Annotated in this window: 12 protein-coding genes; 8 read left to right on the top strand and 4 right to left on the bottom strand. The window is 35.5% G+C overall.

Going from position 1 to position 13,129, the window contains the following annotated elements:
- The first annotated feature begins 131 nt into the window (after positions 1 to 131).
- Positions 132 to 1,754, top strand: coding sequence for an ABC-F family ATP-binding cassette domain-containing protein (locus FD688_RS05150; protein ID WP_138742069.1), 1,623 nt, complete (start codon positions 132 to 134; stop codon positions 1,752 to 1,754).
- A 184-nt stretch (positions 1,755 to 1,938) separates the two neighbouring features.
- The gene (locus tag FD688_RS05145; RefSeq protein ID WP_138742068.1) at positions 1,939 to 2,820 is read left to right on the top strand and encodes a C39 family peptidase; all 882 of its coding nucleotides are present in this window, start codon (positions 1,939 to 1,941) and stop codon (positions 2,818 to 2,820) included.
- Between the two features lie 35 nt (positions 2,821 to 2,855).
- On the opposite strand, the gene FD688_RS05140 is transcribed toward FD688_RS05145, so the two are convergent.
- From FD688_RS05140 to FD688_RS05125, 4 genes are all read right to left on the bottom strand, one after another.
- Positions 2,856 to 4,661 carry a M3 family oligoendopeptidase gene (locus FD688_RS05140; protein ID WP_138742067.1) on the bottom strand — a complete coding sequence of 602 codons (1,806 nt, stop codon included), beginning with the start codon at positions 4,659 to 4,661 and terminating at the stop codon, positions 2,856 to 2,858.
- An 87-nt stretch (positions 4,662 to 4,748) separates the two neighbouring features.
- Positions 4,749 to 5,960, bottom strand: a complete 1,212-nt coding sequence (locus FD688_RS05135) for a DUF2075 domain-containing protein (RefSeq protein ID WP_138742066.1) — start codon at positions 5,958 to 5,960, stop codon at positions 4,749 to 4,751.
- 14 nt (positions 5,961 to 5,974) lie between these two features.
- Positions 5,975 to 6,772, bottom strand: a complete 798-nt coding sequence (locus tag FD688_RS05130) for a methylenetetrahydrofolate reductase (RefSeq protein WP_138742065.1) — start codon at positions 6,770 to 6,772, stop codon at positions 5,975 to 5,977.
- 91 nt (positions 6,773 to 6,863) lie between these two features.
- Positions 6,864 to 8,597: a phospho-sugar mutase gene (locus tag FD688_RS05125; RefSeq protein WP_138742064.1), complete on the bottom strand. Its 1,734-nt coding sequence runs from the start codon at positions 8,595 to 8,597 to the stop codon at positions 6,864 to 6,866.
- A 161-nt stretch (positions 8,598 to 8,758) separates the two neighbouring features.
- Between FD688_RS05125 and FD688_RS05120 the strand changes: the two genes are divergently transcribed.
- From FD688_RS05120 to FD688_RS05095, 6 genes are all read left to right on the top strand, one after another.
- A complete protein-coding gene (locus FD688_RS05120; RefSeq protein WP_138742063.1) occupies positions 8,759 to 9,415 on the top strand; it encodes an NAD(P)H-dependent oxidoreductase in 657 nt (218 codons plus the stop codon).
- Positions 9,416 to 9,680: 265 nt separating this feature from the next.
- Positions 9,681 to 10,655: a beta-ketoacyl-ACP synthase III gene (locus FD688_RS05115; protein ID WP_034532414.1), complete on the top strand. Its 975-nt coding sequence runs from the start codon at positions 9,681 to 9,683 to the stop codon at positions 10,653 to 10,655.
- Between the two features lie 38 nt (positions 10,656 to 10,693).
- Positions 10,694 to 10,936 carry an acyl carrier protein gene (locus FD688_RS05110; RefSeq protein WP_034532415.1) on the top strand — a complete coding sequence of 81 codons (243 nt, stop codon included), beginning with the start codon at positions 10,694 to 10,696 and terminating at the stop codon, positions 10,934 to 10,936.
- Positions 10,937 to 10,969: 33 nt separating this feature from the next.
- On the top strand, positions 10,970 to 11,869 hold the full coding sequence (gene fabD, locus FD688_RS05105; RefSeq protein ID WP_138742062.1) for an ACP S-malonyltransferase: 900 nt from the start codon (positions 10,970 to 10,972) through the stop codon (positions 11,867 to 11,869).
- Between the two features lie 2 nt (positions 11,870 to 11,871).
- On the top strand, positions 11,872 to 12,612 hold the full coding sequence (locus FD688_RS05100) for an SDR family oxidoreductase (RefSeq protein WP_138742061.1): 741 nt from the start codon (positions 11,872 to 11,874) through the stop codon (positions 12,610 to 12,612).
- A 46-nt stretch (positions 12,613 to 12,658) separates the two neighbouring features.
- Positions 12,659 to 13,096 carry an acetyl-CoA carboxylase biotin carboxyl carrier protein gene (locus tag FD688_RS05095; protein WP_138742060.1) on the top strand — a complete coding sequence of 146 codons (438 nt, stop codon included), beginning with the start codon at positions 12,659 to 12,661 and terminating at the stop codon, positions 13,094 to 13,096.
- Positions 13,097 to 13,129 lie beyond the last annotated feature (33 nt).

Below are 13,129 nucleotides of genomic sequence, written 5' to 3'. Positions count from 1 at the left end.
TAGCTTGTCTAAGTAGTTTTCATATGATATGGTTATCTGAGTTATTAATAGAATCAATAATTAAAAACGCCCTTGATTCAATTGAGAAACAAGGGCTCTTTTTATCTTAATTGATTGGATGGAGGTATGAAATGATAACTGTAACTAATATGGGATTACATTTTTCGGGTAAAAAACTATACGAAGATGTAAACCTAAAATTCACACCTGGTAACTGTTATGGTGTTATCGGGGCCAATGGTGCTGGTAAATCAACTTTTCTAAAAATGCTAGAAGGAAAGATTGAACCCACTAGTGGTAGTATCTCAATCGGTAAGAATGAACGAATTTCTAGTTTAAACCAAGATCACTATGGTTTTGAAGATTGTGAAGTCCTAGATACTGTAATTCAAGGACACGAAAAGCTATACAAAATCATGAAGGAAAAAGATGCCTTGTATGCTAAGGAAGACTTTTCTGACGAAGATGGTGTTAAGGCTGCTGAATTAGAAGGTGAATTCGCCGAAATGGACGGATGGAACGCCGAAGCTGATGCATCACAATTGCTACAAAGCGTGGGAATTGATGAATCCTTACATTATGAAAAGATGAGTGAACTTTCCGAAGGACAAAAGGTGAAGGTCTTATTAGCTCAAGCTTTATTCGGGAACCCTGATATTTTACTTCTTGATGAACCTACTAATGGTTTGGATAACCATACCATCGAATGGTTACAAGACTTCTTGGCTGATTACGAAAACATCGCTATCGTTGTATCACATGATAGATACTTTTTAAATCAAGTATGTACTATGATGTGTGATGTTGATTTCAAGAAGATTTCACTATATGTTGGTAATTACGACTTCTGGTTGAAATCAAGTCAACTAGCTGCTAAGATGCGCCAAGATGCTAACGCTAAGAAAGAAGATCAAATCAAAGAATTGAAAGAATTTATTGCTCGATTCTCTGCTAATGCTTCTAAGTCAAAGCAAGCTACTTCAAGAAAGAAACAATTAGATAAGATTACACTAGATGATATCCAGCCATCATCACGTAAATACCCATTTATCAAGTTTGAAAAAGAACGTGATTTAGGAAATGATTTGGTTTCTGTAAAGGGTGTTTCAAAGACAATTGATGGTAAGAAAATTTTGGACAATATAACCTTTACACTACGTCCTGGTGAAAAGACAGCAATCATCAGTAGAAATGACGTTGCTACTACTGTTTTAATGCAAATACTTGCTGGCAAGATTGAACCAGATGAAGGGGAAGTAGTATGGGGTCAGACTACTCGTACTAGCTACATGCCAAAGAACATCAACTCTGATTTCGAAGATGATTCATTAACCATCATTGATTGGTTAAGGCAATTTGCTTCTAAAGAAGAAAGTGATGATCCATTCTTACGTAGTTTCCTAGGTAGAATGTTATTCTCTGGTGACAATATCCAAAAACAAATCAAGGTATTGTCAGGGGGAGAGAAGGTTCGTTGTATGTTATCCAAGATGATGCTACAAAAGGGTAACGTATTGATGCTAGATGATCCTACTAATCACTTAGATATGGAATCAATTACTGCACTAAACGATGCTTTAATCCCATTTGATGGTTCTATTGTCTTCACTTCTCATGATAGAGAATTCGTACAAACTATTGCTGACCACATTATTGAAGTATCTGATAAAGGGATGGTTCAAAGAGCTGATACCCACTACGATGATTTTGTAAATCATCCAGATGTGCAAAAGCAAGTCGAAGAATTGTACTAAATATAGAAAAATATGCCAAAAAAGACATGATTATCATATTAATCACGTCTTTTTTAATAAAGTTGTCAAAAATATTACCAAAATGTTAAAACTTATTTACAGAACAGTTTATTCTAAGTATTTAAAATCAGTTTGTATTATATTATTAATATAAATAATATTTTATGGATGGAGTGGAGACATAATGAAGAAAATATTATCTGCACTTGGTGTGGTAATGTTTTTAGGTGTAGTTATCGTCGCATTGGGCGTAGCTCATTCTGATACATCAAACGCAGAAAGTCAGAACTATACTATTAGTTCAGCGCGAAACCAAAATGCAAGAATCGTTAACAAAAACAACGTAGATACTTACGTTTCTCCTTACAAAGAAGGAGTAAAGGTGATGAAGAAAATCAATCTTCAAAACCAACTTGTTCAATTAACTCAAGTAGCTAAATTAAAAAAATCAGTTTACTACAAGATTAGTTATCAAGGGATCAACCAAGGTTGGGTTAGCTCAAGGGATTTGAGCAAGACTAGCGTCTACGAAATTCCTTTCGTATATACAAGTCAACACTTCCCATTTGATGCCCCAAACGGTTGTGAAGGGACTGCCTTAAAGATGGCGCTTTCAACTAGAAGTATTGGTTTAAACAAGGGGATTAAATACTTCTTAGATAGAATGCCAAGATCTACCAATCAAAACTACGGATTCGTAGGTAATCCATTCGCTAAGAATAACACCAGCCAAAACTGGACAATCTTCCCAAGAGCTTTAGCTAAGTACGGTCGTACTTACAGAAAGACAATTTACAATTTCAGTGGTGCATCAAAGAATCAAATCATCAATGAAATCAAACACGGTAACTCAGTGATTGCTTATACTGGATATCGTATGAAGAAACCTACTGGACACACTTTAGTTGTTGTTGGATACAAGAACGGATTCTTCAAGATGGCAGATCCATCATCATGGAGATACCAATTCAAGAAAGGTAAGAGTAACCCAGTATTCTGGGTTTCAACCTCACAATTCATGAGTCTATACAACTACGAAGGTAAGATGGCCGTTGTAGTTCGTTAATAAAAAAGAAACGCTCGTTATGAGCGTTTCTTTTTTTATACATATTTTTTTGTTAGTTTTATGAATTCATCGACATCTTTTTCGATTAGTTTTACACCAGCTTCCCAGAAGTCTGGTTTGGTTAAATCTACGCCTAGGTGTTTTTTTGCTAGCTCTTCAGTAGTCATATTAGCAGTATCTCTTAGTAACGAGATGTATTGATCTTCAAAATTATCAGTAGTTTGTGCCTTAGCATAAATTCCTAGACTGAATAGGTATCCAAAGGTATATGGGAAGTTGTAGAAAGGAATATCATCGATGTAGAAATGCATCTTACTTGCCCAGAAATGAGGGGAGTAGGTAGATAGCGATTCTCCATAAGCATCTTTTTGTGCTTGTAACATCAAATCATTAATTTCATTAGCGGTTAGAATCCCTTTTTGTCTTTTTTCGTAGAAACGAGTTTCAAATAAGAAACGAGCACGAATGTTTAAAAACATTGCGACAGGGTTATCCATTTTAGCATTTAATAAGCTAATCTTTTCTTCGTCTGTTTTTGCTTCCTTAACGTTGGCATCTGAAACAATTAGTTCGCCAAAAGTTGATGCAGTTTCGGCAACGTTCATTGCATAGTCCTGGCGGAAGTATGGTAAATCGTTCATTACGCTACTGTGGAAAGCATGACCTAGTTCGTGAGCAATGGTTGATGCATCGTTTGGTGAACCGGTGAAAGTTAAGAAGATTCGGGCTTCACCTGTTTCTGGTAGATCTTGCATGTATCCGCCAGGTTCCTTACCTGGACGATTTTCTGCTTCAATCCATCTGTTTTCGAATGCCTTTTGGGCTAGTTTAGCCATCTTAGGAGAAAAACTGTTGAATTGTTTGATAATGAATTCTGCAGCCTCATCGTAAGTGAATGTCTTAGGCTTTTCGTTGCCAATGTTAATTGGTGCTGCAACATCTTCCCAGCCAATCTTATCTTTTCCAATTAATTTGGCTTTACGATTTAAAAATTTAATCAAGACATCTTTGTTATCGTCAACGACTTTCCACATGGTATCTAGTGTTTCTTTTGACATGCGATTAAGTTCTAATGGGTATTTTAAGAAATCGTCGGTACCATGGAATTTATAATCCAAAAGGCGACTACCAGATAGGTGATTTAGTGTATCTGCAAATAGATTTTGCTTTTCTTCAAATGCAACTTCCCATTTTGGCATCAGGTCTTTACGATACTTTGTATCGGCATTACCCAAGATTTCGTTATCTGCTTGACCGGCTGATAGTGTTTTAGGATTACCTTCATTGTCTCTAAATTCAATGTTAACGCCTGAAATTAATGTGTTGTAATGGTTTGACCATGAACTTAAACCTTCTAAGTTCATTTCTGAAATGATGGCTTCTTGTGTATCATCCAATAACTCTTTTCCAAAACGTCTGTTTTCCTTCAAAGAAAAGGCAATTGCGTCTAAACCAGGTTGTTTAATTAGTTCATTAAAACGATCATCTGATAAATCAGTTAACTTCTTTTGAAGTAGTTGTTCGACTTGGGCAGCCTTAACATCTAGTGATTGAACTTTATCAATCATTGGTGGAACTTCTGCGTTATTAACGTCGTCGGAATATTTACCATTTATGTACATCGATACTTGAATAATTCCGGCCTGAATCTTTTGTAAGAAGTCGGTTAGTTCAGAAAATCTAGAGAATTGTTCGTCATCGTCATCGAATTCATAATCGTTAATGACTTGGCGAAATGTTTCGATTGATTCGCTGATGACGATTAATTTATCAGTTAATTCTTTACCATGTAATCCTCCGGCAAAGATTGAATCTAAATCCCAGTTAAGCGAGTATTTCATATTTTGCCCTCCAAAAAACTTAATTGAAACAATTATATCAGTTTATACACAAAAGCCACCTAGAAATGATTATCTAGGTGACCTTTTTTATAACTTTTTGTAGTCGTCTAAGAGACGTTGACGTAATTTTTGGTTATGCACAAAGATGTATAAACCTTTAACCCCGCGTTTTAGTAAAACGTTGGCTGAGTTTAATACTAGTTGTTCTTTAATCTTTTCAAACTCGACGGGATCATCCATGTCCTTACGTTTCTTAAGTGATTCAACGTCGGTGAATTTACTCATTTCAACGTGGACATCATCACCATCTAGATAGATTGGAGGTCCTAAGATGACGCCAACGTAGTTTAAATCGAATCCCTGACATGTAAACATTGAACCAACTTCGTTAACAGTTTCCGGGATTTCTGCCCATGGGGTTTGCGTGTAGTTATATTGGTCCCATGGCATCTTGAAGTCAGGTTCGGTTACATAGTGTTTGCCGCCATCTAGTGTTGATGGATATCCTGATGTTGAAACGATTCTAGAAAGACCAACTTCCTCGTTTCTAGCAAAGATAGCCTTACGCATTTCTTCTGCATTATCAAAAATGCGAAAATCATAATTATCCTTTGCATTAGCGGGAAGTGGAGTTAATTTACCATCAGTAAAGGTATTAATCCATTGTACCAATGAGTCACTGGCGGTCATTCTGAATTGATGAGTTAGGTGGTATTCACCATTGGTATATGGGTCGATGATGTGGTGGAGTCTGTCCAGATTCCAAAATGATTTTGTCCTAAGAACTTGACGATGGTCAAACACTAGGATGGTAATTTGAGAACGTTTGATGATTTCAGATAATTGATTATCATAATAAAAATTATTGTAGTGATCTCCACGGGATAATAATAAATGGGCTTCATCGATAATTGTAATGTCTACATTTTGATGGTTCTTGTCATTTTGGTTAATAAATGAAGTAGGGCGATTGAAGTTCTTCTTTAATACGTTATCCTGACTTCCAGCCATCTTCTTGTAAACTTTCAAAATTTCAGGATGATTAACTAAGAAGTAGTTATTTGTTTTATATAATGGATTGCTTTTTTCATGCGCCATTTGTTGAATGTCGTAGAATAACTTACTTAAAATAACAGACTTACCAGTACCTGCATCACCATAAATGGTAAATACAGCATGGGTATCATCCTTTAAGTGATTGATTGCAAATTGTTTAATCTGTTCTACTAGGCGAGATTGTTCGTCAGTAAGTTGCTTGGTTGGTGCAAGCTTATTATCAGCAGCATTACTGTTGTCCATTGCAAGATGCTCCTTTATAAGTTTTGTTTGATTTGTTCGAATACTCGATCAGTTACCATCCAATCATTATGAGTATATAGGTGAATACCATTGACATTGTGTTTATACAAATCATTGATTTGATTAACGGCAAATTTAATTCCATCATTTAATAGATCTTCCGTGGTATCAAAAAAATTAGGCATTTTTACCTCATTGTGTTCTAAGTAATGTTTTTTATATGTGTCAGTGATTGGCATAATTCCAACGCGAATTGGAATGTTGATATTGTATTCACGTGTTTTTTCTAAAAATTTGTAAACCCTATCATTATCAAAACACATTAACGATACTAGACTGTCTACACCAGTATTTACTTTTTTCTTTAAGTACTTAACATCTTCTGAAAGTGATTCAGCGAGAGAATGTGTATCAGGATAACAACCAGCGATAATATTTATTCTAGAATCCTCATCTAGTTGATTCACGTATTTAATCAAATCACTAGCGTATTTAAAATCATCTTTTATATGCATATTATGATGGATGTTTCCACGAACTAACAATAAATTATGGATATTTAAATTAACTAATTGATTAAATGCTTTTTTTATCTGTTCTTTTGTATGTGTTAATCCGGTTAGGTGAATGACAACGGGAATATTTAAATCCGTCTGAATGTATCTGGCACATTGGACCATTTCTTCGTAAGAGTAGCGACTTAGATTACTAATCGAAACAAAATCTGGTTTCCATTTGTTCAAATAATGCTTCATTTGTAGCAGGTCGTTCGGATTGGCCTCAATTTCAACAGAGAATGTTTGCTTTCTCATGGAAATTTCCTTTCAACTTGAATTTATATTAATATTCTATCACTAAACATAAAAAAAGCATTATTAACATTGTGTTAATAATGCTTTTGAATTATACAAGTTGTTCAATTAATTTATCGACAGCATCCACATATGACTTTAATTTGTTGTTAACAGATTCAGCAGAATCATCAACAGCACCTAAGTAGAACTTAATTTTTGGTTCTGTTCCTGAAGGACGAATAGCAAACCATGTACCGTCATCTAACCAGTATTTTAATACGTTTGCTTTAGGTAGTTCGATTGTTTCATTAGAACCATCAGCATTGATCTTGACAGATGTTTTAAAGTCTTCAAGTGATTCAACTTTTTGATTGTTGAATTCGTTTAATGGGTTTGAACGTAGTTCGTTCATGATATTGGCCATTTTTTCTTTACCCTCAATACCACTGAATGTTTTTGAAATGGTCTTTTCCTCATGATAACCATATTTCTTGTAGATTGATTGAAGACCATCATATAGCGTTTGACCTTTTTGCTTGTAGTAAGCGGCAACTTCAGCAAGTAAAACAGTTGATTGAATAGCATCCTTATCACGAACGAAAGGCTTGATTAGGTAACCAAAGCTTTCCTCGAAACCGAATAGGAAAGTGTGATCGTTATTTTCTTCAAAGTCTTTAATCTTTTCAGCGATGTATTTGAATCCAGTAAGAACGTTCTGCATTTCAACACCATAGTTATTAGCAATCTTTGTTGCTAGTTCAGTAGATACAATTGATTTAACAACTGCTCCATCAGTAGGTAGTTCGTTGGCGTTCTTTTTAGCAGTTAAGATGTAATCCAATAATACTGATGCAATTTGGTTACCAGTCATTAGTTCATATGAACCATCTGGTTGTCTCACTGCAGCGCCTAAACGGTCAGCATCAGGGTCAGTCGCGATTAAAACGTCTGCATTTTCTTCGTTACCTAACTTAATAGCATAGTTAAATGCTTCTGGGAATTCTGGATTAGGGAAGTCCACTGTTGGAAACTCTGGATCAGCAATTGCTTGTTCTTTAACTAATGAGTAGTTTTTAAAACCAACGTTATCTAAAGCACGACGACAAATAATTTTACCTGTACCGTGAAGAGGTGTATAAACAAACTTTAGTTCCTTACCAACTTCTTTAATAAGATCATGGTTAACGTTAACTGTTTTGACATTGGCTAAGTATGCATCATCAACATCTTCACCAACAACTGACAGAAGTTTTTTATCTCTTAGGTCTTTTATGTTAGCAACATCGATTGAAAATACATCTTCAGCTTTTCTGACGTATTCAGTAATCATGTCAGAAGCCTTTGGTGGCATTTGACCACCATCTTGTCCATAAATTTTGTATCCATTATATTGCATAGGATTGTGACTTGCAGTAATCATAACACCGGCAAAAGTATGTAAGTGTCTAATTGCAAAAGACAATTCGGGAGTTGGACGAATATCATCAAATACGTAAGTTCTGATGTTATGTTGTCCTAGTACTCGAGCTGTTTCGTATGCAAATTCTTTTGAGTGGTATCTTGAATCAAAACTAATGGCAACACCACGTTGTTTTTCTTCCTCATTTAAAGTATCCATGTAAGATGCAAGACCTTCGGTAGCTTGTCTAACGGTGTAGATATTCATGCGGTTGATACCAGCACCAATTAACCCACGCATACCGGCAGTACCAAATGACATGTTAGTACCAAAAGCATCATTAATTTTTTCATCATGGCTAGCAATAGTTGCTAGGTCATGTTTTACAGATTCGTTTAGATTAGGTTGATTAACCCATTTTTGATATAAGTCTTGTGCTTTCATAATAAAGTCTCCATTAAACTTGTTTAAATTACATTCTAAGTATAGTTAAATCAGCATAGCACGTCAATTTAATTGCAGTTATGTCAAGTGTATATTGTTGAATTTAAATAAATCTTTATGTTAAGTTACATCTAATATGTACGTAAAAGGAGTAGATAATAATGGATAAGAACGAAGAAATTATCAAAACTGCCCATCGTCGTTATGCTACAAAAAAATTCGATGCTGATAAGAAAATTTCTGACAAGGATTGGGATACAATCATGGAAGTTGGCAGACTTTCACCTAGTGCATTTGGTTTTTCACCATGGCAATTTCTTTTAATTGAAAATGAAGATGTTAAAAAAGATATTTATGAAGATGCTTGGGGTGCCCAAAACAGTTTAAATGGTGCTAGCCATTTCTTAATTATCTTAGCTAAGAAAGGTATCACTGCAACTAGTAAATATGTTCAACACATTACTGAAGATGTTAGTGGTCACCATTTTGCACCTGACTCACCATTTTCAAAGAAGTTCGATGAATTCCAAAAGACACAATTTGATTTAACTGACGACAGAAAGCAATTTGACTGGGCGTGCAAACAAACTTACATTGCACTAGCAAACATGATGACTGCAGCAGCAGAGTTAGATATCGATAGTTGTGCAATTGAAGGATTCAATCGTTCAAAGATTGAAGATATCTTAACTAATAAGGGAATATTGGATCCTAAAGAATGGGGAGTTTCTGTAATGGCTGGTTTCGGATACCGTGACCAAGACATTACTCCAAAGAAGCGTCAACCAATGGATGAAGTATATCGAGTAATTAAATAACAAAAAGCCACCTATCAAAGGTGGCTTTTTAATTTTATAAGAAAACCTAATATTTAATTAGTTACATAATATATAATGCGTAACTTTTAAAAAAGTGAATAAAAAGTACATGCAAACCGTTGATATATCAACGGTTGTTGTTTAACAATAGGTCGATATGAGTTATTATCAGTTGAAAAAAAGGGAAAATTAATTAAAAATAAATGAGTGGTATTTTATAGATACTATCGAGAAAGTAAACTAAATTCAGTTTAGAGGAGATATCATGAGCAGTTTTTCAATTTTAGCTACTGCTAAAGCTGTTCCTGAAAAGATAGTTACCAATGACGATTTAGCTAAAATCATGGATACTTCTGATGAGTGGATCAGTAAAAGAACCGGGATTAAGCAACGCCGAATCGCCACTAAGGAAACTAACACTTCTTTGAGTGCTGAGGTTGCTTCACAATTACTTAAGAACGGAAACGTTGATGCGAATGATATTGATTTTATCATTGTAGCTACGATGTCTGGAGACTACCATATGCCATCAACTGCTTCTGCAGTTCAAGGTATTGTTGGTGCGAAGAATGCTGTTGCATTTGATATCAGTGCTGCGTGCTCTGGATTTGTTTTCGCTACTCATATTATGCATTCATTATTTGAACTAAAGCCTAACGCTTTAGGGATGGTAATTGGTTCTGAAAAAATGAGTAACTTGATTAACTGGGAAGACAGAACAACCGCCGTATTATTTGGTGATGGTGCTGGTGGAATGCTAGTTTCAAACCAAGGTGATGGAGAAGTATTATCCAGTAACTTGAAGAATTATGGAGATAGAAGAGAAGCTCTTCTTGCTGGTCATATATTGGGAAATGAAACATTTGGACCACGAGATGATGACGACACAGATCGTTATTTGCATATGGATGGTAGAGAAGTATTTAACTTTGCAACTAAGAATGTTCCATTATCAATTAAAGAAGCAGCAGAAAAAGCTGGAATTGAGTTAAGTGACATAAATCACTTTGTGTTACATCAAGCTAACGCTCGAATTATTAAATCAGTAGCCCGTAAATTAGGCGTTAGTAAGGACAAATTCCCTATCAATATTAATCTTTATGGGAACACCTCTGCAGCTAGTGAACCTATTTTGTTGTCAGAAATGATGGAAAATGGTTTAATAGCTAAGGGAGATATTATCGCCCTTTCTGGTTTCGGTGGTGGCCTAACCACAGGAACTATTATTTTAAGGTATTAATTTATTATTTTAATTTTATATATGGAGTGAATTATATTATGGCAGACAAGAACGCAATTTTTGACAAGGTAAAAGAAATCGTTGTAGATCAATCAGACGTTAAGGCTGAAGACATCAAGATGGACACTAACTTCAAAGAAGAACTAGACCTAGACAGTTTAGACTTATTTGAAATCATCGATGCTCTAGAAGATGAATACGACATCGAAATTGACAGTGACAACGACATCGCAACTGTACAACAATTAGTTGACTACGTTGCTGGTAAAGTTGAAGAATAATAATTAGTTTTAATTAACTAGGAGTGTTTAAGTTTGAATATTTGTTATCTATTTAGTGGCCAAGGTAGTCAATTTAAGGAAATGGGACAGGATTTGTACAAGTCAAACCCTGTGTACAAACGTACAATTGACGAGGCTTCAGAAACATTGAATTTAAACTTAGCTGATCCGGAAATTTTTGATAATCCTAATAATACTCAAATCGCTATTTTGACGATGAGTGTAGCTATTCATCGTATTTTAGAAGACAAAATAGAGAAACCTGTTGCAATGATGGGATTGAGTTTAGGCGAGTATAGTGCTTTAGTTGCTGCTAAAGCACTATCTTTTAAATCAGGGCTAAAGCTAGTACACGATCGCTCACATTACATGGATGAAGCAGGTAAGCAAAATCCAGGTTCTATGGCTGCTGTATTGGGTCTTAGCCCTGATTTTGTGAAGAGCGTTTGTGATGAAATTGATGACGTATACCCAGCTAACTACAATAATAAGTCACAAGTTGTTATTGGTGGTACTAAAGAAGGGGTTCAAAACGCTATGGAAGTATTGAAAGAAAAAGGCGCAAAACGTGTGGTTCCACTACAAGTTGCCGTAGCTTCACATACTCCATTGATGCAACCTGCATCAGATCAATTAGCTAAACGTCTTGAAAGTGTTGAATTTGATGAACCACAAGTAGATGTAATCAGTAATACTACTGTAAAACCATTTGCTAAAGATTCCATCAAGGAAACATTAGTTAATCAACTAATCAACCCAACACACTTCATGCAAGATGTGGCTTCTTTAGAAGACAAAAACATCGACGCTTTTATCGAAATTGGTCCAGGAAATACGCTAAGTAAGCTTGCTAAAAAGACATTAAAGGCTGATACATATAATGTAGAAAGTGTTGAAACTCTAGATGCCTTATTAGATAAGTTAGGAGAATAATTATGGAAAATAACGAAAAACAAGTAATTCTAATCACTGGTGCTACAAAGGGATTAGGTTTAGCTGACGCAGTTCGTTTAGCTAAGGATGAAAACAATATCGTAATCGCTAACTCACACCGTCAATTGAATGAAGAAGAATTGAAGGCTTTCCAAGCTAACTTCGACTCAGACATTGATGTATTGGTTGGAGACGTTGCTTCAGAAGATGATGCTAAAGCAATGATTGACAGTGTTATTGAAAAATACGGCAAACTAGACGTATTGGTTAACAATGCCGGTATCACCCAAGATACTCTATTAACTAGAATGAAGGGTGATTCATTCAAACAAGTATTAGACACTAACTTGTTTGGTGTATTTAACATGACTAAGTTTGCTATGAAGAAGATGCAAAAAGCTCGTAAAGGTTGCATTATCAATCTTTCAAGTATTGCAGGTCTACATGGTAACTTAGGTCAAGCTAACTATTCATCTACTAAGGCCGGTATCGTAGGTTTAACTAAGACTACAGCCCAAGAAGGTGCTCTACGTGGAATCCGTTGTAATGCGGTTGCTCCAGGTATGATTAAGACTGCTATGACAGCTAAACTAGGCGATAGTTACATCGCTGATTGGGAAGAAAAAATCCCAGCAAAACGTTTTGGTACTCCAGACGAAGTTGCTCAAGTTGTTGAATTCTTAATCAATAACGAATACATGAATGGACAAGTAATCACCGTTGACGGTGGATTAACTATGTAATCAAAGTTAAGTAAGAACATTCTTAATTAACAGGAGATATAAAAACATGGAACAAAAAGACATTGAAAAATTGATGGACAAGTTCGATAAGTCCAGCATGAAAGAATTTAAGATTACTGCCGATGATGGTACTGACTTATACTTTAGTAAGTTAGAACATGCTGCAGTTCAAAACGTTGCTCAACCAGCACCAGCTGCTGGAGCAACTTCAAATGAACAACCGGCTGCTCAACCAGCAGCATCAGGTGCAAAGATTAAGGCTCCACTTGTTGGAATCGTATACTTTGCCCCAAGTCCTGAAAAGCCAGTCTACAAAAAAGTGGGCGATCACGTTAAGAAGGGCGACACTGTTTGTGTAATCGAAGCCATGAAGGTTATCAACGAAGTTAAGAGTCCTGTTTCTGGAACTATTACTAAGAAGGTTGCTGAAAATGGTGACATGGTTGAATATGATCAACCAATTTTTGAAATTGAGGAGGATTAATTTTGGACTATAACGTACAAGATTTCATTCCTC

The sequence above is a fragment of the Apilactobacillus kunkeei genome (assembly GCF_005930975.1).
Lineage (GTDB): Bacteria > Bacillota > Bacilli > Lactobacillales > Lactobacillaceae > Apilactobacillus > Apilactobacillus kunkeei_E.
The sequence above is the reverse complement of the archived record's forward strand: the minus strand, read 5'-3'. Positions and strand labels throughout refer to the sequence as shown.